This is a genomic window from Massilia sp. Masssp93 (assembly GCF_059491295.1).
Genome location: NZ_CP168502.1, coordinates 1,931,859 through 1,956,716, shown reverse-complemented (window position 1 = coordinate 1,956,716; position 24,858 = coordinate 1,931,859). Strand labels below are relative to the sequence as shown.

Annotated in this window: 15 protein-coding genes; 8 read left to right on the top strand and 7 right to left on the bottom strand. The window is 69.3% G+C overall.

From position 1 onward, the window contains the following. Positions 1–172: 172 nt before the first annotated feature. Positions 173–3,202, bottom strand: coding sequence for a TonB-dependent receptor (locus ACEN9Q_RS08190; protein WP_495627994.1), 3,030 nt, complete (start codon positions 3,200–3,202; stop codon positions 173–175). Positions 3,203–3,713: 511 nt separating this feature from the next. Here ACEN9Q_RS08190 and ACEN9Q_RS08185 point away from each other — a divergent pair. Both ACEN9Q_RS08185 and ACEN9Q_RS08180 read left to right on the top strand, forming a co-directional pair. Further along, positions 3,714–4,973, top strand: a complete 1,260-nt coding sequence (locus ACEN9Q_RS08185) for an ROK family protein (RefSeq protein ID WP_495627993.1) — start codon at positions 3,714–3,716, stop codon at positions 4,971–4,973. Positions 4,974–5,005: 32 nt separating this feature from the next. Then, positions 5,006–6,070, top strand: coding sequence for an oxidoreductase (locus ACEN9Q_RS08180; RefSeq protein ID WP_056442315.1), 1,065 nt, complete (start codon positions 5,006–5,008; stop codon positions 6,068–6,070). Between the two features lie 63 nt (positions 6,071–6,133). Here ACEN9Q_RS08180 and ACEN9Q_RS08175 read toward each other — a convergent pair whose 3' ends face one another. After that, a complete protein-coding gene (locus tag ACEN9Q_RS08175) occupies positions 6,134–6,523 on the bottom strand; it encodes a MarR family winged helix-turn-helix transcriptional regulator (protein WP_229412705.1) in 390 nt (129 codons plus the stop codon). A 124-nt stretch (positions 6,524–6,647) separates the two neighbouring features. Here ACEN9Q_RS08175 and ACEN9Q_RS08170 point away from each other — a divergent pair, with 124 nt between their 5' ends. Next, complete coding sequence (locus ACEN9Q_RS08170; protein WP_495627992.1) at positions 6,648–7,379, top strand: siderophore-interacting protein; 732 nt, start codon at positions 6,648–6,650, stop codon at positions 7,377–7,379. A 451-nt stretch (positions 7,380–7,830) separates the two neighbouring features. Here ACEN9Q_RS08170 and ACEN9Q_RS08165 read toward each other — a convergent pair whose 3' ends face one another. From ACEN9Q_RS08165 to ACEN9Q_RS08155, 3 genes are all read right to left on the bottom strand, one after another. Then, a complete protein-coding gene (locus ACEN9Q_RS08165; protein WP_495627991.1) occupies positions 7,831–8,388 on the bottom strand; it encodes a PEP-CTERM sorting domain-containing protein in 558 nt (185 codons plus the stop codon). A 14-nt stretch (positions 8,389–8,402) separates the two neighbouring features. Beyond that, the gene (locus ACEN9Q_RS08160) at positions 8,403–10,748 is read right to left on the bottom strand and encodes a family 43 glycosylhydrolase (protein ID WP_495627990.1); all 2,346 of its coding nucleotides are present in this window, start codon (positions 10,746–10,748) and stop codon (positions 8,403–8,405) included. 369 nt (positions 10,749–11,117) lie between these two features. Beyond that, a complete protein-coding gene (locus tag ACEN9Q_RS08155) occupies positions 11,118–12,074 on the bottom strand; it encodes an MBL fold metallo-hydrolase (RefSeq protein WP_495627989.1) in 957 nt (318 codons plus the stop codon). Between the two features lie 143 nt (positions 12,075–12,217). Here ACEN9Q_RS08155 and ACEN9Q_RS08150 point away from each other — a divergent pair, with 143 nt between their 5' ends. From ACEN9Q_RS08150 to ACEN9Q_RS08140, 3 genes are all read left to right on the top strand, one after another. After that, positions 12,218–13,330 (top strand): sensor histidine kinase, encoded by a 1,113-nt coding sequence (locus ACEN9Q_RS08150; protein ID WP_495627988.1) that lies wholly within the window; start codon positions 12,218–12,220, stop codon positions 13,328–13,330. After that, entirely contained in the window at positions 13,327–14,133 is an 807-nt protein-coding gene (locus ACEN9Q_RS08145) for a LytR/AlgR family response regulator transcription factor (protein ID WP_495627987.1), read from the top strand. The genes ACEN9Q_RS08150 and ACEN9Q_RS08145 overlap by 4 nt, the downstream gene beginning before the upstream one ends. 61 nt (positions 14,134–14,194) lie before the next feature. Continuing rightward, the gene (locus ACEN9Q_RS08140) at positions 14,195–16,759 is read left to right on the top strand and encodes a bifunctional diguanylate cyclase/phosphodiesterase (protein WP_495627986.1); all 2,565 of its coding nucleotides are present in this window, start codon (positions 14,195–14,197) and stop codon (positions 16,757–16,759) included. Here the strand turns inward: ACEN9Q_RS08140 and ACEN9Q_RS08135 are convergent. Together ACEN9Q_RS08135 and ACEN9Q_RS08130 are read right to left on the bottom strand one after the other, a co-directional pair. Next, positions 16,748–17,638 carry an SDR family NAD(P)-dependent oxidoreductase gene (locus ACEN9Q_RS08135; RefSeq protein WP_495627985.1) on the bottom strand — a complete coding sequence of 297 codons (891 nt, stop codon included), beginning with the start codon at positions 17,636–17,638 and terminating at the stop codon, positions 16,748–16,750. The two genes, ACEN9Q_RS08140 and ACEN9Q_RS08135, sit on opposite strands and share 12 nt — an antisense overlap. A gap of 107 nt (positions 17,639–17,745) precedes the next feature. After that, positions 17,746–20,514, bottom strand: a complete 2,769-nt coding sequence (locus ACEN9Q_RS08130) for a glycosyl hydrolase 115 family protein (protein WP_495627984.1) — start codon at positions 20,512–20,514, stop codon at positions 17,746–17,748. Positions 20,515–20,697: 183 nt separating this feature from the next. On the opposite strand from ACEN9Q_RS08130, the gene ACEN9Q_RS08125 reads away from it, so the two are divergent. Both ACEN9Q_RS08125 and galB read left to right on the top strand, forming a co-directional pair. Continuing rightward, positions 20,698–21,903 (top strand): MFS transporter, encoded by a 1,206-nt coding sequence (locus ACEN9Q_RS08125; protein ID WP_495627983.1) that lies wholly within the window; start codon positions 20,698–20,700, stop codon positions 21,901–21,903. A gap of 138 nt (positions 21,904–22,041) precedes the next feature. Further along, on the top strand, positions 22,042–24,786 hold the full coding sequence (gene galB / locus ACEN9Q_RS08120) for a beta-galactosidase GalB (RefSeq protein WP_495627982.1): 2,745 nt from the start codon (positions 22,042–22,044) through the stop codon (positions 24,784–24,786). Positions 24,787–24,858: the final 72 nt, after the last annotated feature.

The following is a 24,858-nucleotide window of genomic DNA, read 5'->3' as shown; positions in this document are numbered from 1 at the left end:
AATAATAATGCGTTGCTGCACGCTACCATCCGCATCGACAATACTCGTGAATTCGGGGTCAGAGCCCGGCTTTTGGAAATTGCCCAAAAACGGGCTCTGACCCCGAAAAAAAGGCCGCCCCGAAGGACGGCCCTTGCATGCGGCGGCGCGCGGCCGCCGCCCGGTCACATCATCAGAACTTGTAGCGCGCGCCCAGCATGTAGCGCGGGCCGCCGGTCGTGACCTGCAGCACCTGCTGGTCGGTACGGCCGTGCGTGCGCTGGGTCGAGTCGGTCAGGTTGATCGCCTCGAGCGACACGCTCAGGTTCTTGTTGACGTTGTAGCCGATCGACAGGTCGGTCTGGCCGTACGGCTCGACGTACTGCGGGTTCGGCTTGCCGTTGTCGGCCACGCTCGCGAGGAACTCGCCGCGCCAGTTGTACGCCAGGCGGATCGACCATTTCTGGTCTTCGTAGATACCGACCAGGTTGGCGGAGTTCGACAGGCCGACCAGCGCGAACTGGTTACCCAGTCCCATGTTGTCGTACTTGAGGCTCGACTTCACGTACGTGTAGTTGGCCTGGAAACCGAGGCCGTTGTTGAACATGTGCTGCCAGTTCACCTCCGCACCCTTCAGCGACGCCTTGTCCTGGTTGATGAACGTCGTCACCTGGTACGGCAGCGCCGGATCGCCCGGGATGCCGCTGATGGTGCCCGTCAGGTTGCCCGCCGCGTTGGTGCCGGTCGCCGTCACGCCCGGCTGGCCGGCGAAGTGCGACAGGATGTAGTTACGCATGCAGTTCGTGTCGGTCGCCACGCAGCCCGCGGCGATGGCCGCGTTCCAGTAGCCGCCGCCCACCGGCGTCGTCGCCGTCGTCGACGGCTCGTTGACGACGGTCTGGCCGGCATAGTCGGACAGGTCCTTGTAGAACAGGCCCAGCGACACCATGCTCTGCTTCGTGTAATACCACTCGGCCGACAGGTCCAGGTTCTTCGACTTGACCGGCGACAGGCCCGGGTTGCCGCGGTTCGCCGTCGTGCCGGTCACGCCCGCCGTGGCGCTGTACGTGGTGCCGCCCTCGATCTGGTCGTAGCGCGGACGGCCGATCGATACGCCGTAGCTGGCGCGTACCTTCAGGTCGTCACGCACGTCCATGTCCCAGTCCACCGTCGGCAGGAAGTTGCTGTAGCTGCCGGTCTGGGTCTGGAAGGTCTGCGAGCCGAAGACGATCGGCAGTTCGTTCTGCGAGATCCAGTTGACCTGGGTCGGCTGCTTCAGCAGGCCGGTCGAGGCGACGTCGGTCTTCTCGTAGCGGAAGCCCACGCCGGTGTGCATCGGCATCGCCGTATCCCAGTCCGTATTGAACTGCATGAACAGCGCCTTCGTCTTCTCGATCGTGGTGCGGTTGAAGCTCGGGTTGGACAGGCTCGGGGTATAGCCGGCCTGGTCGCCCGTCACCTTGATCGCGTTGTCGCGCACGTCGGCGAAGTTGAACAGGTTGTAGCGGTTGTACATGCGCGGATCGTTCGAGCCGCCCAGCTTGCTGAAGTACTGGCTGATGCCGTCCGCGAACCACAGGTTCTGGTTATAGGCGGTGCCCGGGGTTGTCGACGTGCCGCCCCACGAGTCGCGCTGCACCTGCTGGAACACGGAGTGGTTGTTGACCTTCGAGTGCGACAGGCCGAAGTTCAGGTTCGACGACTCGAACAGTTTCAGGCTGCCGCCGGCCTGGATCTGGTCGATCTTCATCTTGTTCAGGCCATCCTGGAACCACGAGCCGGACACCTGGTTCGGCGCGGCCGTGTAGTCGGCGCCGCCCGGGATGACGAGGATCGGCATCTCCTGGCTGAAGTCGACGCCGGTGGTGCCGCGCGAGAAGCTGACGGTCGCCAGGTCGTTGTTCGAGCCGTACGGGCTGTCCGATTTCGACTCCGCCACCGAGTGGTGCATGTCGAGCGACAGGCGCAGGGCCGGCGAGACGCGCCACTGGGTGTTGAAGCCGATCGAGTCCAGGGTCGACTTGGTGGCGAAATCGCCGCCGTTCATCGCCATGTCCTGGTTCGTCACCTGCTCTTCGTAGTACAGCGGCGAGGCGATCGGGCCGTTGGTCCACTTGCTCGTCTGGGCGTTCAGGGGGTGGTTGAACCAGACCGACAACTCGTGGTACTTGGTCTGGATCTTGTTTTCCGCGTACGTGTAGTCCAGCGTGGTCGTGATCTCCTTCACCGGGCGGAACTGGAACGTCAGCTGGCCGTTGGTGCGCTGGCGCTGCGAGCCGCGCACGAAGTACGACAGGTTCTGCGGGGTCAGGTAGATGTCGCTGGCCTTCGGCGGGTTCGTCACGCCGACGCCCGACACCGGAACCGGACCCGGGTCCTGGCTGACGGTGTCGCCGTGGAACGGGCCGAGCCAGCCGTTGGTGACGGCGGCCTGGTTCACGCCCAGGTTGCGCGACTGGTAGCTGCCGGTGGCCGCGAAGCCGAACATGCCGTCATGCCACGTCGTGCTGTACAGGCCCGAGACTTCCGGCGTGACCTTCTTGCCTGCGTCGATGTCCGGCAGGTTGTTGTTGGACTTGTCGTACACGCCCTTCACGCCGAAGGTGGCGCGGTTGCCCATGTCCAGCGGACGGCCGGTCATGATGTTCAGGGTGGCGCCGATGCCGCCCGGCGGCGTGTCGGCGCGGGCACTCTTGTACACCTGGATCTGCGACACGGCTTCCGACGCCAGGTTGGAGAAGTCGAACGCGCGGCCGGCCTGGTCGCCCAGGTTCGCGGTCGGCATCTGGCGCCCGTTCAGCAGCACCATGTTCAGGTCCGGACCGACGCCGCGCACGGTGACCTTGGCGCCTTCGCCGCGGTTGCGGTCGATCGACACGCCGGAGATGCGCTGGACGGCTTCGGCCAGGTTCGTGTCGGGGAATTTGCCGATGTCGTCGGCGACGATGCCGTCGACGATACCATCGGAGTTACGCTTCAGGTTCAGCGTGGACTGCATGCTGGCGCGGATGCCGGTGACCACGACGGTATTCGTCGCGACGCCCTGCACCGCCGTGGTCACCGCCGTATCGCCTGGCGCTGCGGTGCCACTGGATGCACCGTTGTTCGCGTCCTGTGCGTAGGCAGGTAGCGCAACGGCGGCGCACGCGCTCGCAACGGCCAGGCTGATCAGGCGGTGCCTGGTGTTCAGGTGATGGGAAAAAACCCTCTTGGTGTGCAGCACTGTGTCTCCTCTCGTCTCTCGAAAAAAACGCCGCGCCCGACGGGCGCAGACGTCCGTGGTGGTGGTACTACTCCTGGCATCCCCCGGTTCCCGTACTTGCCGGCGGGGGCTCTGTCGTCCGGGTCGCGGCAGCCGTCCTGGCCGCCGCAACGTTGACTCTTTGGTCACTGATAGCGAACATCATTTGCTCAAGATTAAGAACATTTGACACATTGGTCAATCGGTCGAACGAACTGTATGCACGTAAAAAATGCGTCCGCGCACCGAAATGGACCGCGTTTTTCCCACCGGAACGCGGATTACGTAACATACGTATGAAGATGCGCGAATTTTCTCAAGAAATCGATTTCATAAATAAATCAATCACTTCGTTCCACCCCGCCCCCACTTTGCTCCCGTTATACTTTTCACCAGCCAGTGCGCCCGTCGTTATAAATATGCGTACTGCATGATGTACAAAAATTTCCAATCTGTTGCATAATCATCACAAACCACTTGATTTTCCCCGCCCATGCCTGTTACCGGTGACCAGCAACTCCTCAAGCAACTGAACCGTATGGCGCTGGTACGCCAGGTGAGCACCCAGCCCGGCCTGTCGCGCGCCGCGCTGGCCGACGTCCTGGGCCTGACCAAGTCGACCGTCAGCCTGCTCGTGCGCGAGCTGGTCGACGAAGGCTGGCTCACGGAAAGCGAGCTGCTCGTGACCGGCGAGGTAGGCCGCCGCGCCACGCCCCTGCACCTGGACCCGTCGCGCCTGGCCCTGCTCGGCGCCGAACTGGGCGTGGACGAGGCGCGCGTCGTCGCCACCAACCTGCTGGGCGAAGTGCTCGACACGCGCATCCTCACCTACGAAGACCCGGGCGACCCCGTGTCCTGCATCCGCCTCGCCGCCCTCGCCCTCGTCAAGCTGGCGAAGCGGCTGGCGCGCCCGGCCGGCCAGGGCACGGCGCGGCGCGTGCTGGGCGTGGGCATCGGCCTGCACGGCGCCGTCGACGAGGCCCGCGGCCTGCTGCACCACGCGCCCCACCTCGGCTGGCGCGACGTGGACGTGGCCGGCATCGTCCAGACCCACGTCGTCGGCTCGCCGCTGGACCGGCTGCCGCTGTTCATGCAGAACGAGGCGAACGTGGCGGCGCTGGGCGAATTCGAATTCGCCGACCAGTCGGGCACCGATCCGCTGATCTACCTGTCGATCGGCTACGGCGTGGGCGCCGGCGTGATCGTGAACGACCGCCTGCTCACCGGCCTGCACGGTTTCGCGGGCGAAGTGGGCCACGCGATCCTGCAGGCCGGCGGACCGCTGTGCCAGTGCGGGCGGCGCGGCTGCGCCGACGCGCTGATCGGCCTCGGCTCGCTGCTGGGACGCGAACCCCCCAGCCATCCGGCCCTCGAGCACCTGTTCCGCCGCGTGGCCGACGGCGACAAGACCACGTGCGCCGCCGTCGACGCGGCCGGCCGCCAGCTGGGCATCCTCCTGAACAATCTGTGGGCCGGCTTCGACCCGATGGCGATCGTGATCGGGGGCCCCGCGCTGCAGCTGGGCGACGCGTTCATCGAACCGGCCCGGCACGTGCTGGCCGCGTATGCGCATGCCGCGATGCTGCCGCCGCCCGTCATCCGCACCTCGCACTTCGGCGCCCAGGCCGTGGCCGTCGGCGCCGCCGCGCTGGCGCGCTACCGCGTCACGCGCCCGCTCGACGTGCAGAGCATCGAACGCAGCGCGAGCCGCGGCCCGGGCCCGCGGCCGGCCGGGCTGGCGCTCCCGCACTGACAGGCTCACCTACAACGATCACAAGGATCACAATGACCGCTGACACGATCAACGTTGGACTCATCGGCTACGGCTTCGCCGGCCAGGTCTTCCATGCGCCCCTGCTGCGCACGACGCCGGGCCTCGCCATCGCCGCGGTGGCCAGCCGCAATCCGGACAAGGTGCGCGCCGACCTGGGCGACGTCGCCGTGCACGCCGATCCGGCCGCCCTCATCAAAGATCCCGCCGTGCGGCTGGTCGTGCTGGCCAGCCCGAACACGACCCACTTCCCGCTCGCGCAGGCCGCGCTGGAAGCCGGCAAGCACGTCGTCGTCGACAAGCCGTTCACGGACGATGCGGTGCAGGCCGGCGCGCTCGTGCGCCTCGCCGAGGACAAGGGCCTGCTGCTCAGCGTGTACCACAACCGCCGCTGGGACAGCACGACGCGCACCGCGCTGCGCCTGCTCGCCGAGGGCACGCTGGGCTCGATCCGCCACGCGGCCATGCATTTCGACCGCTTCCGCCCGCAACCGCAGGCGCGCTGGAAGGAAGAGCTGGATGCCGGCGGCGGCATCTGGATGGACCTGGGCCCGCACCTGCTCGACGAAGCCGTGCTGTACTTCGGCGAGCCGCTGGCCATCGAGGCCGACCTGCCGACCCTGCGTCCGGGCAGCCGCTGCGAAGACCAGTTCCAGGCGCGCCTGCGCTACGCCGACGGCCTGCGCGTGGACCTCGGCGCCAGCATGGTGGCCGCCGTCGCGCGCCCGCGCGTGGCGCTGCACGGCCTTGCCGGCAGCTGGGTCAAGCAAAGCCTCGACCCGCAGGAAGCGGACCTGATCGCGGGCCGCCTGCCGACCGGCGCCGCGGCCGCATGGGGCGTCGACGCGGAGGCCGGCACGCTGGCCGTCCTGCGCGACGGGAAGGTGGCGACGTCGTCGCTGCCGACCGAGAACGGTGCCTATCCGTCGTATTACGCGGGCATCCGCGACGCGCTGACCGGCAAGGGCGCGAATCCCGTGCCGGCGCGCCAGGCGCTCACCGTCATGCGCCTGCTGGACGCCGGGCGCCTGAGCGCGGCCGTGCGGCGCGAAGTGCTGCTGTCCGAAGTAAGCGCCTGAAGTAGTCGCCCGAAGTCGGGGCCCGGAGCGGCCGCCGGGCCTGCGGCCGGCGCGGGTCCGGCCCTACTCCCTTTCCAGGTTCGCGCGCACCCGCGCCAGCAGGTCCAGCAGGGTCGCGCGTTCCTCTTCCGATATGCCGTCCAGCGCCACTTCGGCCAGCGCGCGGTCGTGGCGATGCAGCGCCGCGTACATCTTCTTTCCCTCGCCCGACAACGACAGCCGCGTGCTGCGCTTGTCCGTCTCGTCCGCCACCGCTGCGAGCAGGCCGCGGTCGCGCAGGCCGCGCACGAGGCGCGCCAGCTGGGCCTTGTCGCGTCCCGAATGCGCGGCCAGGTCGCTCTGCGTCGCGCCCGGACGGCGCGCGAAGAAGCCCAGCACCTTGATCTCCATGTGCGCCAGGTCGTGCGGACCGGCACGCAGGCTGCGCTGCTGGGCCGAACGGAACAGGTGCATGATCGCGTGGACGCGCTCCAGCACCTCCAGCGCAGGCGACGGGGGATTTTGGTTGACTTGATCAACTATATTTCGCATAATGAGGACTTGTAGAGGACATTATCAACTAATTTTCGGAGCAACGATGCAACAGACTGCAGACCACCCGGACACGTTGGTGCGCCGCGTACGCCACGAACTCAAGCTGCGCGAACTCACCGTCGCGCGCGTCGAACCGCTGGGCCCCGGCTTCGCCGCCATCACCTTCGCGGGCGCGGCACTGGCCGATTTTACGTCGCTGTCGTTCGACGACCACGTCAAGTTCATGTTCGCGGATGCGGACGGCGCCCAGGTGAGGCGCGACTATACCCCACGGCGCTTCAGCCGCGAAGCGCGCGAGCTCGTGATCGAGTTCGCGCTGCACGGCGACGGCAAGGCATCCGAGTGGGCGCGCCGCGCCGTCGCCGGCCAGCGCGCGCTCGTCGGCGGGCCGCGCGGGTCGATGATCGTGCCGTCGGCACTCGACTGGCACCTGCTGGCGGGCGACGCGACCGCCCTGCCGGCCATCGCGCGACGGCTGGAAGAGCTGCCGGCGGGGCGCCGCGCGATCGTGCTCGTGCATGCGGAAGCGGACGACCGGCGCGTGTTCGCGGGCGCGGCCGATGTGCGCTGGTTCGATACGCAGGATGCGCTGGTCGAAGCGTTACGGACGCTCGCGGTGCCGGAAGGCCGTGGTTTTGCGTGGGGTGGCGGCGAAGCGTCCTTGATGGCGCGGGTGCGCCGGGCGCTGACCGAGAAAGGCGTGCCGCGCGAGGCGACACGCGTGTCGGCGTACTGGAAGCAGGGCGTGGCGGAGCACCACGAGCACCTGGAATGACAGGCGGGCCCGGAGACCACCATGCGTCACATGGAACGATTGCGTGGGCTCGGGGAGCCCACCCTACGAGTTCCAGGCCGTAGCGTGGGCACCCCGTGCCCACGATGCCTCACATGAAATGCACGCGGCGCCGGACCGACGTCAATCCCCCCGCCACCGTGCGCCGTAGCGTGGGCACCCCGTGCCCACGATGCCTCACATGAGATGCACGCGGCGCCGGACCGGCGTCAATCCCCCCGCCACCGTGCGCCGTAGCGTGGGCACCCCGTGCCCACGATGCGTCACATGAAATGCACGCGGCGCCGGACCGACGTCAATCCCCCGCCACCATGCGCCGTAGCGTGGGCACCCCGTGCCCACGATGCCTCACATGAAATGCACGCGGCGCCGGACCAACGTCAATCCCCCGCCACCATGCGCCGTAGCGTGGGCACCCCGTGCCCACGATGCGTCATGCGGAACGCTTGCGGCGCCGCGCCGCCATCAGTCCCGCCAACGACACGCCCATCAGCGCCAGCGACCCCGGTTCCGGCACCGTGAACTCATCCATCGCCCACTGCGTCGGACCGTTGTTGTAGATGACCAGCGTATCGATGCCGGACCAGTCGAGCTGGATCCAGCGCGGCGTCGCGGTGTCCAGCGTGTACGCAGCGGACGAGAACAGCTGCAGGCCGTTGCGCCAGCCTTCGAACGAGATCTCCTGGTCGGCCCACGCCGACGTGAAATACGCGCCCGCATAGGCGAATGCATTGCCGTCGGCCGTCGAGATCGTGGCCGTGCCGCCGTACCAGTTGAACGCCGCGTTCATCGGCGACACGGTGCCCGCCTCGAAGCCGCTGCCGGGATAGGCGTCGGCGCGGATCGTCCCCATATTGTCCCAGTCGAACCCCGCGTAGCCGGCGGTGATCGGCAGGGTCTCGTCGCCGGACAGGTCGTCGAAATGGACGACGCCCGCGTGGGCCAGCGTGCAGGCAACGAGCGCCAGCAGGCCGATGATGGTCTTCTTCATGGTCATTCCCTTCATCAGTGTGCCAGGCCGGCGACTTCGGCGTCGCTGAGGGCCGCGTTATAGATGCGCAGCTCGTCCATCGAGCCCTTGTACGGCGTATCCCAGTAGTTCACGCCGAGCGCGAACGTGCCGGTCGTCGTCGTGAACACATTCGGGAAGCCCGTGCCGGAGAAGCGCTTCACGCCATTGACATACACGTTGACGGCGCCGTTGTTGACCGTGAAGGCCACGTGCGACCACTGGTTCACGGGGATGTTCATGCCCAGGCCCGCGTCATACCAGTTCGATCCCGACCACAGCATCGTCGCGCCGCCGACGCCGGCATGGCCCATGGGCAGGAAGCTGACCCACGAATCCGTCGTGCGCGCGCCGAAGAACGTCGTCGTGAACGCCGTCAGCTGCGCGGGTTTCAGCCACATCGACACGGTGTACGCGTTCGACGAGATCAGGCCGTTCGGCAGGCGCACGCCGGTGGCGCCGTCGAACACGGCCGCGCTGCCGCGCACGCCCGCGGCGAACGCCAGGCTGCCGCCGGCCACGTCGATCCTGTTGCCGCTGACGCTGCCGGGCGCGAACGCGCCGTTCGAATCGGCCAGGTTGCCGTCGAACGCGTAGTACGCCACGAGGCCGCCCAGCTTGCGCACGGTGACGGTGAAGGTCTTCGTCAGCGTGGCGGTCCCCTTCGTGATCCGCGCCGTGAGCGTGACGTTGATCGCGCCGGTCGCCGGCGTCGTCACGATGCCGGTGTTGCTGACGACGGCCGGATTCGACGACGTCCAGCTGATGACGGCGTTGCGCGCGGCCGTCGTCGGCAGCGTGAGGTTGCCGGTGACGGCCGTCGTGGCGCCGAGGCTCAGTTCATTGTAGATGGCGGTCGCGACCTGCCTGTCGGTACGCGGGATCAGGCGGCTGCCGAAGATGGCGATGCCTTCGCGCGCCGACGCGGTGAACGTCGTCACGTACGACTTCGACGTTTCGTCCCATTCCGTCAGCAGCACGCCCTTGTACGTCGAGGCGCCGGGCAGGCTGATCTCGATCTGGTTGCCGCCTGGCCTGCGCCACGTGCCCGTCACGGCGCCGGTGATGCTGCCGTTGGCGTTCAGCGTGATCAGCTGCGACTTCTTGATCGTGGCCGTGATGTCCTTGCCGTGGTTGACGTACAGGTAGTCGCCGAACACGAATTCGGGACGCAGGAAGGCGGGCTGCGTCTCGTTGGCGTAGCGGTACGGCGCCACGACGGGCCAGCCGTCCGCGTTCATGAACATCTGGTGCACGCGCACCTCATGCTGCTCGCCCCGTTCCGGGAAGCGCGTGTGGAAGATCAGGAAGTGCTTGCCGGTCGCCGGGTCGTACCACGCCGAGTTGTGGCCCGGCGAGACATAGCCCGTGCCGATGCCGGTGCCCGCCTCGCCCAGCTTGCGCTCGAACAGGAAGTTACCCATCAGCTTGACGCCGTACGGCGCAATGGACGCGTCGTCGAACAGCGGCTTGGCCGGATCGGCCTTCACGTTGGCCATGTTGTTGCCCTGGGCGTCGAAGTACGGGCCGTCCGGATTCGTCGAGCGCGAGATCCGCATGTTGTAGCCGCCGTTCGCATCGAGGCCGCCGAACGACGTGAACATGTAGTAGTACGACGTGGCCGGGCTGTACATCACGTACGCGCCTTCGATGCGCGCGTGGTTGCCGCCCGTGAGGCGCTTGCCGTAGCCCTGGTTCGGGTAAGGCATGCCCGTGGCGGGATTCATCTGCATGATGAAGATGCCGCCCGAGTACGAGCCGTAGATCATCCACAGCTTGCCCGCGTTGTCGAAGAAGACGTTCGGATCGACCGTGTTCGGATGCTTCAGCGCGTCGTAGATCGTGCCGTCGTAGCTCGCCTGTCCCCACATGCCGGACTTGAGGATCACGCCCTTGTTGACGTACGGTCCCTCGACGCTGTTCGCGACGGCCACGCCCAGCGCGGACCGGGGCGCGTCGCCCTCGCAGGCGTCGTAATACATGTAGTACTTGCCGTCCGCGAGCTGGCGCACGTCGGGCGCCCACAGGGTCGAGGAGTTCGCCCACGCGAACGTCTCGGCCAGCTCCGTGTAGACGTTCTTCGAACCGTTCAGGAACAGCGGATTGGTGGCGCTGACGCTGTCCGTCATCTGCGTCCACTTCATGAGGTCCTTCGACTTGGCCGACGCCAGGTGCGAGCCGAACACGTAGAACGTGTCGCCGACCTTGATCACGGAAGGATCGTGCACGGACGCGTTCTGGAAGGTGGGCAAGGTCGCGCCGGCCTGGGCGCCGGCATTGGCGGTAATGAAGCAGGAAGCGAATACCGCCCCCAATCCCGCCAGGGATAATAGGTTTTTCACTGTAGTCTCCGTCGTAGTAATTATGTATTCGGCGATATGGGACCCTCTCATCCCTATCTGGAGCGGAGAATGCGGCATTTTCAAATGCTTTGCAACCGGGTGCCGCACGTCGCTAAGTGACTGATTCGACCGGAAAATTTACAGATTTCAGTACGGAAATAGATGCGATTCCAAAAACTTTGATTTCGCCTCCCAAATAAAAAATATGGATATCGATGAGGGAATCCGCGATAACTTTTTTCCGGATGTAATCGATTAACAGGGCAAAAAAGATATCGCGGATATTTTTGCGTGTTACAAAAAATATTTTCAGAACGAATGCCCGACGCCGGTGACGATGCCGTTCGGCGGCGTGCCAGCGCCGATCGATCAACCGGCCCGCAGCACACCGCTGCGTTCCAGCACGTAGCGGTCGAAATCGCGCGCCAGGAACAGCTGTCCGCCATACATGCCGCGCGCCTCCGCGTCCAGCGCCGCCATCGACAACGGCCCGTCGCCGTCCTGGTAACGCGGACTGAAATGCGTCAGCACCAGGTTCGGCACGCCGGCACGCGCGGCCATGCGCGCCACCCGCAGCGCGGAGCTGTGCATCGGCCCCGGCCCCACCTTGAGCAACACCTCTTCCGTGTACGTGGCCTCGTGCACCAGCACGTCGGCCGTGCGCGCCGCCTCCAGCAACAGGTCCGGATCGTCGTTGTCGCCGCCGACGATGATCGTGCGCGCCTTGCGCGGCGCGAGCAGCCACTCATGCGCGCGCAGCACGCGGCCGTCGTCCAGCACGGCATCCAGGCCGCGCTGCAGCTTGCCCCACGCGGGGCCCGGCGCGATGCCGGCCGCGCGCAAACGGACCGTGTCCAGCTTGCGTTCCACCGCGCGCTCCGTGAAGCGGAAGGCGTACGACGGCATGCGGTGCGACAGGGCGATCGCGTCGACGGCCAGGTCGGGCAGGACGGTACGCGCGGCGAGATCGGCGACGGGAACGAATGCCAGCGGATACGGCAGCCCCAGTCCGGTCGTCGCCATCACGCCTTCGATGAACGTCCACAACGGCGGCGGGCCGACGAGGGTCAGCGGGGCCGTGCGGTTCTGCATGCCGGCGCTGGCCAGCAGGCCGGGCAGGCCGTAGCAGTGGTCGCCGTGCAGGTGGGTGATGAAGACGGCGCGCAGGTCGTGCAGCGACAAGGTCGTGTGCAGGATGCGGTGCTGCGTGCCCTCGCCGCAATCGACGAGCGACCACCCGCCGCCCGGGCCGCGCAGCGCCAGGCCGGTCACGTTGCGGGTCTTGCTCGGCGTGCCGGACGAGGTGCCGAGGAACTGGAATTCCATGTCGCGTGGGTCGGAAGCGGGTTCGGTCCGATTATGCCCCGTTTCGGTCGCCGCCACAGCGGTTTCGTCGCAGCCGGCTTGCCCGCGCCCGACAGCGGCGGCACAATGCGGGCAATCGTACAGCGTCAGCAGACAGGCCAACCATGACCACCCTCACCCGCTTCTTCCAGCCCGCGCCGGGCACCTGCCGGCCGCTGCTTCGCCGCATCGCCGACGACGCCGGCGTATCCGTCATCGTCTGCACGCTGGTCGCCGTCCTGATCACGCTCGTCACCGGCAGGACGTGGGAACTGTACGACCAGATGGTGTACTCGATCTGTGTCGGCCTCATCGCGCTGGTCTTCATCGACGGCATGCGCTTCGCCCTCCTCGACGATCCGGCACGGCGCCGCCGCTGGCTGGTACCCTGCATCGTGGTGCTCGTCGCGCTGGCGCCCGTCGCCCACTTCGGCGGCATTTCGCTGGGCAGCCTGCTGCTCGGCCGCCCGCTGCCCGACCTGTCCGACTACCCGAACGACCATGGCCAGAAAGGCATGATCGGACTCACCCTCCTGGCCATCTGCGCGATGGCCCTCCTGATCCTGAACCGCGAACGGGTCGAGCGCATCAAGCAGGAAGGCACGGAGGCCAGGGTGCGCGCCGAGACGGTCGAGCGCCAGGTCCTGCAGGCCCAGTTGCGGTTGCTGCAAGCGCAGATCGAACCGCACATGCTGTTCAACACGCTCGCCAACCTGCAGGGCCTGATCGCCATCGACCCGCAGCAGGCGAGCCGGATGCTGGACCACCTGATCCAGTACCTGCGCGCCACCTTGTCCGCCACTCGTGCCGAGACCACGACGCTGGGGCAGGAATTCGCGGCGGCCGAAGCCTATCTCGGCCTGATGGCCGTGCGCATGGGCGCGCGCCTGTCCTATCGCTGCGTCCTGCCGGACGACCTGCGCGGCGCGCGGCTGCCCGCCATGCTGCTGCAGCCGCTCGTGGAAAACGCCATCATCCACGGCCTGGAACCCAAGATCGAAGGCGGCACCGTGACAGTGGAGGCGAGCGTGCGCGCCGGCCTGCTCGACATCTGCGTCAGCGACACGGGCCTGGGCCTTGACGACACGCAGACGGCCGCCAAAGGCAGCGGCGTCGGCGTGACCACGACCCGCGAACGCCTGCACGTGCTGTACGGCGCGCGCGCCGCATTGACCCTGCTTCCCGCCCAGCCGCACGGCGTGCTGGCCCGCCTGACCCTTCCCCTGGAGACCGCATGAATCCGTCCGTACCACTGCGCGCCCTCATCGCCGAGGACGAACCGATCCTCGCCGCCACGCTCGCCGCCACCCTGCGCCGCCTGTGGCCCGAGCTCGACATCGCCGCCACGGCGCCGAACGGCGTCGCCGCCGTCCGGCAGGCGCTGGAACTGCAGCCCGACATCCTGTTCCTGGACATCAAGATGCCGGGCCAGAGCGGCCTGGAAGCGGCGCAGGAACTGGCCGAGCGCTGGGAGGGCGCGCGTCCGTTCCCGCAGGTCGTGTTCGTGACGGCCTACGACGACTATGCCGTGCAGGCGTTCGAGCAGGCCGCCGTCGACTATGTGATGAAGCCGGTGAGCGACGCGCGCCTCGCCCGCACCGTCGAACGCCTCAAGGCCAGGATGGCGCCCGCGCCGGCGGCGGCCGCCGACGACGGCCTGGCCCGGCTGGTCGAGCAGATGCGCGCCCTGCTGCCGGACGCCGGCGCGCCCGCCGAGCGCCTGACCGTCATCCGCGCGGCCGTCGGCAGCATCGTCCGCATGATCCCCGTGCAGGACGTCGCGTACTTCCAGGCGCTCGACAAATACGTCAACGTGGCGAGCGCCGGCGGCGACGCGCTGATCCGCCTGAGCCTCAAGGACCTGCTGCCCCAGCTCGACCCGGACCAGTTCCGCCAGATCAGCCGCGGCGCCATCGTCAATCTGCGGCACGTGACGAGCGCGAGCCGCGACGACGCCGGCAAACTGACCCTGCACTTGCGCGACCGCGCGGACACGCTGCGCGTCAGTCCGTTGTTGGCGCACCTCTTCCGGCAAATGTGACCCCGGCGGATGCCTGCGGCGGCGGCCTGCGGGTTTATACTCGGGCTCGTCCACCAGCGTAATGACGAACGTGCCCATTCCAACTCCCGCCCCGCCGCCAGACAGGCACCGCAACCTGCGACCGCTCGCGGCCGCCGCCATGGTGATCGTCACGATCACGCTGACGCTCGCCGGCCTGCTCGTATCGAGCTACCACGACACCATCGCGCGCGAACAGACGAATCTGCGCAACCTCGCGGAAGCCTTCGCCGCCCAGACCCACTACGCCACCCTCGCGCTCGACCTGGCGCTGGCGCGCGCCACGGAACGCACGCCGCCGGACGGCACGGCCGCCGCGATGCCCGGCGGCGCGTTCGAGGACATTCCCGCGCGGGTCCGCCGCCTCGGGCCGGACGCGTCGCCCCCGCCGGCGCCGGGCGCCGCGCCGCGCATCGGCATCGCCCTGCCCAGGCCGGGCGGCGGGCCGGCCACGATCACGCTGGCGCGCAACCTGCCCGCCGGCAGGGCCGTCATCGAGACGGACGTCGCCTACTTCCAGCGCATCTTCGACCCGGCCGACCTGGGCCGCGGCGGTTCCGTGACCTTGCATGCGCGCGACGGCACGATGCTCGTGCGCAGCCCGACGCTGCCGCACATGATCGGCCATTCCTTCATCCACACGCCGCTGTTCCAGAAATACCTGCCACGCGCATCGGTCGGCGCGTTCGAGGCGACGAGCCCGATCGACGGCGTGCGCCGCCTGTACGGCTACAGCGCCGTGGCCGGGTATCCGCTCGTGATCGTCACGGGGCGCGACCTGTCCGACACGCTGGCCGTGTGGCGCGGCTGGCTGTGGGTCGCGATCGTCGCCTGGGGCCTGCTGTCGGCGACGCTCGGGGTCCTGGCGTGGCGCACGAGCCGCGAAACGGCGCGCCAGGCCGCGCTGATCGCCCGCCTGCAGGCCAGCGAGAGCCGCCTCGCGCACAGCTTCCGCTACCTGAAGTCGATCCTCGACTCGCTCGCCACGCCGCTGTGGGTGCTCGACGCCGAGCGGCGCGTGGTCCTGTTCAACCGCGCCTTCCTGCAATTCACCGGCCGCGGCGAAGACGCGGTGACGGGGCGCCCCGAAGCGGAGGTGCTCGACCCGGCCGGCGCGCTCGCGCGCGAACAGCTGTACGCGGGCAGCGCCGCGGACGGCGTGCACGCGCTCGAAGCGGAGATCCGCGACGGCGCCGGCGCCACCCGCACCACGATCCAGCTGGCCGCGCGCCTGACGAGCGAGGGCGACGCCGTCCAGATCGTCAACAGCCTCACCGACATCACGGAACGCAAGCAGGTCGAGCTGCGCCTTGCGTACCTGGCCGACCACGATCCGCTCACCGGCCTGCCGAACCTGAACCGCCTGCGCCGCGTGCTGGGGGACGCGCTGCAGGCCGCCGCCGCGCGGGGCGAACAGGTCGTGCTGCTGCTGATCGCACTCGAACGCCAGCAGGAAGTGGCCGACCTGCTGGGCCACGAAGCCGGCGACGACGCCGTGCGCGAAGTGGCCGCGCGCCTCGCCACGCTCGCCCCGGCGCCGCTGTGCGTCGCGCGCGTCAAGGCCAACGAGTTCGGCCTGGTCCTGCCGGCCGGACCGGCGCACCGCCCGGCCGACGCCGTCGCGCTCGAGCTGTACACCATGTTGTCGGAGCCCTTCCACGTGGGCGGGCGCGAGTTCCACCTGGCGCCCGTGATCGGCATCGCCCTGTATCCGCAGGACGCCGGCTCGGCCAACGAATTGATGCGCCTGGCCGATATCGCCAAGCACCGCGCGCGCAGCGAGTCGGGCGAGCCTGTGCACTTTCATTCGGAGTCCACGCACATCCAGCTGAACGAGCGCCTCACCATCGAGGAGCAGTTGCGGCATGCGCTGGAACGCAACGAACTGACGCCGCATTACCAGCCCAAGGTCGACATCGCGACGGGCCGCGTGACGGGGTTCGAGGTCCTGCTGCGCTGGAACAACCCGGTGCTCGGCGCGGTGTCGCCCGCGCGCTTCATCCCCATCGCGGAACAGACGGGGCTCATCGTGCCGATCGGGACGTGGGTGCTGCGCACCGCGTGCGCGCAGGCCAGCCGCTGGGCGCGCGAGCACGGCATCGCGACCCGCATCGCCGTCAACCTGTCGATCCGCCAGTTCTACCAGAAGGACCTGCTGCAGGTGCTCGGCCAGGCGCTGGCCGACGCCGACCTCACGCCCGACGCCCTCGAGCTGGAAATCACGGAAAGCATCGCGATGAGCCGCGTGGACGTCGTCGAGCGCCTGCTGGGCGGCATCCGCGAACTGGGCGTGGAGCTGTCGATCGACGATTTCGGCACCGGGTATTCGAGCCTCGCCTACCTGAAACGCTTCCCCGTGCAGCGCCTGAAAATCGACCGCGCCTTCGTGCGCGACCTCGGGCGCGACGCCGACAGCGCGGCGATCGTGCGCTCGGTCGTCGCGCTGGGCCACGGCCTGCAGATGCGCATCGTGGCCGAAGGCGTGGAGACCGAATCCCAGCTGGAGATCCTGCGCACGCTCGGCTGCGACGAATTCCAGGGCTTCCTGTTCGCGCGGCCGATGGAGGCGGCGGCCGTGCCGGCCCTGCTGCGCGCATCAGGCTCGTGAGCGCACCCCGCGCCGCGGCCGGCCGCCGTGGCTCGGCGGCGGATGGACCGTGCGGCCGGGCGCCGGCACGTCGGCCGACGCGGCCAGGTCGGCCCACGCGTCGAAGCCCACCTTCAGCACGCGCAGGCGGTCGTAGGCGCGCTGCAGCGCCGCCCGGCCCAGCACGAGGCGCAGCGGGCCGCGGCCGGCGGCGACGGCCTGCATGATCGCCTGGGCGGCGCGGGCCGCGTCCACCGGCACGGCGGCGCTGGCGCGCGCTGCGCGGCCGGCGAGGCCGTCGTAGTCGGCGATGCCGGCGGCCCGCGGCGCGGTCGCGCCGGCGTCGTCGCCGCTGCCCGGATCGACCAGCGTCACGCCGATGCCGAGCGGCTCCACTTCATAGAACAGGGCTTCCGCCAGCGCTTCCAGCGCCGAGCGCGCGGCATGGCCGAAGCCCTCGAACGCGGGCGCCTGCACCGAGGCGCAGGTCAGCATCACGACGTGGCCGGCGCGGCGCGCGCGCATCGCCGGCAGGACCCGCCGCGCCAGGTTGATCGGGCCGAACACGTTCTCGTCGAACAGCGCGCGCATGGCGCCCTCCTCGCCCTCCTCGATCGCGCCCGGATAGCGCTGGGCGGCGCTGGTCGCCAGCACGTCGATGCGGCCGAAGCGGCGCTCGGCGGCGGCGATGGCCATGTCGACGGCGGCGGTGTCGGTCACGTCCAGCGCCAGCGCGAGCGCCTGCTCCGGGTGGCGCGCGACGAGCGCGTGCAGCTGCGAGGGCAGCCGCGCCGCGAGCACGGCATGGTGGCCGGACGCCAGCACGGCCTCGGCCAGCGCGGCCGCCAGGCCGGTCGTGGCGTCGGCGATGAACCAGACGGGTTGCTTCGTATCGGACATCGTTCCTCCTCGCTTCACAGGTACGGCAAAGGAAGATTCTAGATGCTGGAAGGGTATCGTTCCATGGGCGATATTCCGAAAGTCTTGCCTAAAATTCTGAGCATCATTCAATCGGCGGGCGGCATGCCGTAGTAATCGGGGGCGCCGTCCAGCACCACGTCGATCCTGTCGAGCACCACGCCCGGGTCGAGCGCGTGCACGGCCAAGGTATGCATGCCGGGCTTCAGGCGTCCCGCGCGCCACGTGCGCACGGCCATGTTCGACAGGACGTCTTCCTTCCATTCCTCGCTGCGCCCGGACGTCGTCGTGTCGACCACCGTCGGCGCGCCGCCGTCCAGGCTGACGGCGAAACGCACCCGGTTGCCCGCCGTCAGCGGATGTTCCGGGACGGCCACGAGGCGCAGCGTCGCATCGCCGTCGCTCGTCGTCGCGAAGCGGTAGGCCAGCGGCGCGCTGGCGGCGAGATCGGTCGGCGCGCGCGACGGCAGGTCGAGACGGGCACGCATCGCCTGGCCGGACGTACCGAGGCCCGGCATGGCACTCCAGTCGCGCGTCGGGCCGGCCGCGCCGGCGCGCAGCACGACGATCCGTCCGCGCTCGCCGGGCACGCCCGGCACCGCGGTCCCTTCCGTCTTCAGATTTACGGCGACGGTCTCGTCGCCGCATCGCAGGGACAGCGCCGGGGCCGCGCCGCCGTCGTAGTGCAAGGCGATGCGCTGCTCGTGGCCGTTGGCCGCGTCGAGCATGCCGCCGTCCGCGTCCGCGCGCACGGCGCGGGCGCCCGCGCGGACCGACCAGCGCGCATCCCGGCCGCCATAGCTCACCAGCGTCACGGTGCGCGTCGCCGGCTGTCCCTGGCGCAGCAGCAGCCGGTCGCCGTCGGCGGCGAACGGCGCCGGATAGACGATCCCGCAGCCGCGCCGGTTTGAATCGCTCCACGCCGGGTACTCGGGTTCCGCGAACACCGGCAGGCGGCGCGGCGCGATGTCCATGATGCCCGCCCACTTGCCGCCGTGGATCGCGTTGTACGCGGCCGCGTCGGCGCCGAGCGCCGCCTGCGCCGCGCGCGCCTGGCGCACGTACAGGTTGGCGGCGGGGCGCTGCTGGCGCGCGTATTCGGCCGCGAGGTCCAGTTTCAGGATGCGCGTGTTCAGGTTCGCGGCCGAGCGTACCGGATACAGCACCAGTTCGAAGTAGGCGTCGCGCAGCGGCGCCGGCATGCGCGCGGCCAGCCCTTCGGCGCGGGCCGCCAGCGCGCCGTAGTCGGCGAGGCGGCGCTCCGCTTCGTCGCCGCCCGTGCGCACATAGGCCGTCGTGCGCACCGGCCGCGTGGGCTCCGTCTGGCTCCAGCCCATGAATTCGGGACGGCGCTCCCACGCGAGGCGGTAGTACTCGCGCAGGATGGCCGCCGCTTCGTTCCCGAGCGCCGGCCCGAACTGGGCGGCGGCCCAGGCGTCCAGGTGGCGCGCGGGGTCCTGCTGCAACACGTCCGCGTCGAACGCGGCATCGAGGAAGTACTGGACGAGGTATTCCGCGGGCTTGATGTCGCCGACGTTCAGCACCCACAGCCGGCGCGCGTCCGTCGCCCAGGCCCGCTGCAGCTGGTCGCGGATCAGCGCCGGATGCGTCGTGCCCAGCCACAGGTAGTCGTGCGGCCGGCCCCAGTACGACACGTGGTAATAGATGCCCGCCCCGCCCGGCCGGCGGCGTTCCCTGTCGGTGCCCAGCTGCGCGAGGTAGCCGTAGTTATCGTCCGGCCAGACGAGCGTCACGTCGTCGGGCACGGCCAGGCCGAGGTTCCAGTAGTCCAGCACCTCCTTGTACATCGTGAAGGCTTGCGGGATGCGCGCCGCCGGTTCGCCGTGCACGCGGCTCAGCAAGGCACGCTGGACGCGGAACACGTCCTGCAGCGCGTCGCGCGCCTGTTCCGGGGTCGCCGCGCCTTCCATCGCCGAATCGTGGACGCCGCGCAGGCCCAGCGACGTCACCGTGTCCATGCCTTTCACGGCCTCGATGCGCGTGCGCCAGTAATCGACCAGGCGGTCGCGGTTCGTGAACCAGTCGAACGGCCCGAATTCCTTCTTCCACTCGCCGACGTTATTGCGCATCATCGGCTCCGCATGCGACGTGCCGACGGCAATCGCGTAATCGTCCGCCACCTGCGCATTGCCGGCGATCGAATAGAACGCCTTCGTCGACGGGTGCATGGCGGGCCAGATCAGGTTGGCCTTCAGGCGCCACAGCAGTTCGAACACGCGGGCATACGTGGTGGGGCCGATGTCGCCGGCCGGGTCGAACGTCCTGGCGGCCCACGGCTGCAGGCCCCAGTCCTCGTCGTTGATGAAGATGCCGCGGTAAGCCACCGACGGCGCGGCCGACAGGCGCAGCGCGCCGTCGACGACCGGACGATCCACGTGCGCCGGCGCGACGTCGGCCCACCATTCCCAGGCCGACACGCCCAGCGCGCGCGACAGGTCGACGACGCCGTACACCGCACCGCGCCGGTCCGCGCCGGCGACGAGCAGGATCGCGCGGCCGTCCGCTTCACCCGCCACGCGCAGGTAGCGCTCGGACTGCCCGGCCAGCGGACCGAGGTCCGCGCCCAGCGCCCGCGCGGCGGCGCGCACGAGCGGCGAATCGGCCGTGCCCACGACGATGCAGCGGCGCGGGCAGTCGTCGAGCCGGGTGGCGTCCGCCGCGGCCTGTCCGCTCACGCGTTCGAGGTCGCGTTTCAGCATGCCGGCCGCCAGCCGCATCGTGGCCTGGGCGTCGTGGACGATGACGGGTGCCTGGCCGGGCGCGGCCAGTTCGAACGGCTGGGCGTGGGCGAGGCCGGCCGCGAGCGACAGGACGAGAGGAAGGCGGCGCAGGAGCATGGGCGGATCGGATCGGCGTACGGACTGAAATAGTAGTGTGCCGGCGTCATGGAATGCAAGCGGTCGCCGAAACGATCACGAAGTTGATCCGCGCGGCGGATCACGCGCGCCGGCCGCGCACCCGGCGGGTTAGCATGCATCCACCGGCAGCCGCTGCCGGGATGCGAGAAAGGCTGGACCAGCATGGCACATCGACGGTTTTCCACGCTGCGCCGGATTCCGCGCCCCATCTGGGTGCTCGGCTGCGTGAGCATGCTGATGGACGTCTCCTCCGAGATGGTCCACAGCCTGCTCCCGATGTTCCTCGTGTCGACCCTCGGCGCGAGCGTGCCGGCCATCGGCCTGATCGAAGGGATCGCCGAAGCGTCGGCGCAGGTCGTCAAGATTTTTTCGGGCAGCCTCAGTGATTACCTGGGCAACCGGAAATGGCTGGCCGTGGCCGGCTACGCGCTGGGCGCGGCCAGCAAGCCGTTCTTCGCGGTCGCGACGTCGGCGCAACTCGTCCTCGCGGCGCGCTTCGCCGACCGCATCGGCAAAGGGATCCGCGGCGCGCCCCGCGATGCGCTCGTGGCCGACATCGCGCCGCCAGCGTCCCGGGGCGCCGCGTTCGGCCTGCGGCAGGCGCTGGACACCGTCGGCGCGTTCGCCGGTCCGCTGGTCGCCGCCGGCCTGATGTTCCTGTGGGCCGGCGACTACCGGCGCATCTTCTGGATCGCCGTGGTCCCGGGAGCCATGGCCGTGCTGCTGCTGGCGCTGGGCATCAGGGAGCCGGAGCACGCGGGAAGGTCGCGGGGCGTCAACCCGATCCGCCGCGACAACCTCGCCCGACTGTCCGGCGGCTACTGGTGGGTGGTGGCCATCGGTGCCGTGTTCACGCTGGCGCGGTTCAGCGAAGCGTTCCTGGTGCTGCGCGCCATGCAGGGCGGCATGGAGCCCGCGCTCGTGCCGCTGTTGATGGTCGCGATGAACGTCGTCTACGCGCTGTCCGCCTACCCGTTCGGCAAGCTGGCCGACGCCATGAGCCATATGCGCCTGCTCGTCGCCGGACTCGGTTTCCTCGTCTGCGCGGACCTGGTGCTGGCCCACAGCGGCGCCTGGCCGGCCGTGCTGCTCGGGGTGAGCCTGTGGGGACTGCACATGGGGATGACCCAGGGCCTGCTGGCGGTGATGGTGGCGCAGACGGCGCCGCCCGACCTGAAGGGCACGGCGTTCGGCTTCTTCAACCTGGTCGGCGGCGTCGCCACGCTGGCGGCGAGCGTCGTTGCCGGCGTGCTGTGGGAGCGCGCCGGCGCGGCCGCGACCTTTCATGCGGGCGCGGGATTCAGCGTGCTCGCCGCGATCCTGATCGTCGTCCGCGGCCGCGCGGAGCGGGACGCCCGCCTCCATTGACGCGATCCGGCTTTGCTCATACACTGCCGATGGTTGCGCTACCATCTGAATACAAGGCCGGCTGTTATAACAATCGAACCGCACGTCCCGACGTGCGGCGCCGCGCCGATCAAGCAACCGCCATTCCTGGAGGAGACTGTGCAAGACACGCGTCACACGGCCGCACGCCGGCTCGCCGCCACGCTCGGCATCACCCTGGCCGCAACCCTGCTGCCCGCTTTCACACCCGTCATCGCGCACGCGCAGGCCGCGGCCGGCCAGCCGGCGCCGCGCCAGCACATCCTGCTGGACGACGGCTGGCGCTTCCATCCGGGCGATCCGGCCGGCGGCTCCGCGCCCTATCTCTATGACGTGCGCCCGGTCGTCACCGCGTCCGCCGACGGCAAGGTGGCCGACGCCATCCCCGAAGCAGCGGCGCGCGTCGCGCGCGCGACCACGCCCGTGCTGAAACCGTGGATTCTCCCGAGCGGCAACGCGTTCATCCGCGATCCGGCGCACCGCCACGCGCGCCCCGCGGCCGAACCGGCCGTCGACGCCCCGTTCGCCCGTGCCGCGTTCGACGACAGCGGCTGGCGCGCCGTCACCCTGCCGCACGACTGGGCCATCGAAGGCCCGTTCCTCACGACCGGCCCGTACGGCGGCATGGGACGCCTCAAGACGTGGGGTCCGGCGTGGTACCGGCGCAAGCTGGATATCCCGCTTGCCGACCGTGGCAGGAAGATCTTCCTCGACGTGGGCGGCGCCATGTCGTACGCGAGCGTGTGGGTCAACGGCCACCTCGCGGGCGGCTGGCCCTACGGCTACAACTCGTTCCGCATCGACCTGACGCCGTGGCTGCAGCCGGGCGCCGTGAACCAGCTGGCCATCCGCCTCGACAACCCGCCCGAATCGGCACGCTGGTATCCGGGCGCGGGCCTGTACCGCGACGTGTGGCTGACGAAGACGGCGCCCGTGCACGTGGGCCAGTGGGGCGTGACGGTGACGACGCCGGAGGTGACGAAGGAGGCCGCGCGCGTCGCGTGGCAGGTCGCGCTCGACAACGAGGGCACGGCAGCCGCGCGCGCGACGGTGACGACCGAACTGTATGCGCTCGACGAGCGCGGACACATCGCCGGCAAGGCCGTCGCGACGGCCGTGGCGCCGGCGACGACGGTGGCCGCGGGCGCCAGCGGCACCGTCAGCGGGTCGGCGACGGTCGCGCACCCGCGCCTGTGGGGCCCGCCGCCCACGCAGAAGCCGCAGCGCTACGCCCTCGTCGCCACCGTGCGCCAGGACGGCCGCGTCGTCGACCGCTACGAGACGCCGTTCGGCATCCGCACCGTGCGCTTCGACCCGGACCGCGGCGTCGTCGTCAACGGCGAGCACATCCCGCTGCGCGGCGTGAACAATCACCATGACCTCGGCGCGCTGGGCGCCGCGTTCAACGTGCGCGCGGCCGAGCGCCAGCTGGAGATCATGCGCGCGATGGGCGCCAACGCCCTGCGCATGAGCCATAATCCGCCCGACCCGCAATTGCTGGACCTGGCCGACCGCATGGGCTTCCTCGTGATGGACGAAGTGTTCGACTCGTGGCAGCGCAAGAAGACGCCGCTGGACTTCCACCTGATCTTCCCCGACTGGCACGAGCAGGACCTGCGTGCGATGATCCGGCGCGACCGCAACCACCCGTCGATCATCCTGTGGAGCGTGGGGAACGAGGTGGGCGAGCAGTACACGGGCGAGGACGGCGCCGCGGTCGGCCGCGAACTCGTGACCATCGCGCACGAGGAGGACGCCACGCGTCCCGCCACGAGCGCGATGAACTACGCGAAGGCGGACATGCCGCTGCCGGGCGTCGTCGACGTGATTTCGCTGAACTACCAGGGCACGGGCATCCGCACCCTGCCCGGCCAGTTCCCGATGTTCCGCGCCGCGTTTCCGCACAAGGTGATCCTGCACAGCGAGAGCGCGTCGGCGCTGTCCAGCCGCGGCGAATACCAGTTCCCGGTGCCGGGCGTGCTGAGCGCGTCGGTGCGCCCCGGCATCGGCGGCGATCCAGCCACCCATCAGGTCAGCGCCTACGAACTGTTCGCATCGGACTTCGGCGCCTCGGCCGACCGCGCGTTCGCGTCGCTCGACCAGAACCCGTACACGGCCGGCGAATTCGTCTGGACCGGCTTCGACTACCTGGGCGAGCCGACGCCGTATTACGAAGCGCGCAGCTCCTACTCCGGCATCGTCGACCTGGCCGGCTTCCCGAAGGACCGCTATTACCTGTACCAGTCGCGCTGGCGCCCCGACCTGCCGATGGTCCACGTGCTGCCGCACTGGACGTGGCCGGACCGCGTCGGCCAGGTGACGCCCGTGCACGTGTTCACGTCCGGCGACGAGGCCGAGCTGTTCGTCAACGGCAAGTCGCAGGGCCGCCAGAAGAAGGCGCCGTACGCCTACCGCCTGCGCTGGGACTACGTGACCTACGCGCCGGGCGAGATCACGGTCGTCGCCTACAAGGATGGCAAGGAATGGGCACGCGAAACGGTGAAGACGGCCGGCGCCCCGGCCGCCCTGCAGGCGCAGGCCGACCGCACCGCGCTCGCGAGCGACGGGCGCGACCTGGCGTTCGTCACCGTGCGCGTCGTCGACAAGGACGGCGGCCTGGCCCCGCGCGCGCACGACCGCGTGCGCTTCACCGTCGAGGGACCGGGGGAGCTCGTCGCCACCGACAACGGCGATCCGACGAGCTTCGAATCGTTCCAGTCGCCGGAGCGCGCAGCGTTCAACGGTTTGCTGCTGGGCATCGTGCGGACAAAGGCCGGCGCGGGCGGCACGATCACGGTGCGGGCGAGCGGCGCCGGTCTCAAGGAGGCGGTCGTGACCTTGCACAGCCGGCCAGCGGCCGACTAGCGAGGCACGGGCGGCGGCGGCTGGACGGTTTCCAGAATGCAAAATCTTCTGTCGATATTTTTTACATAGTAC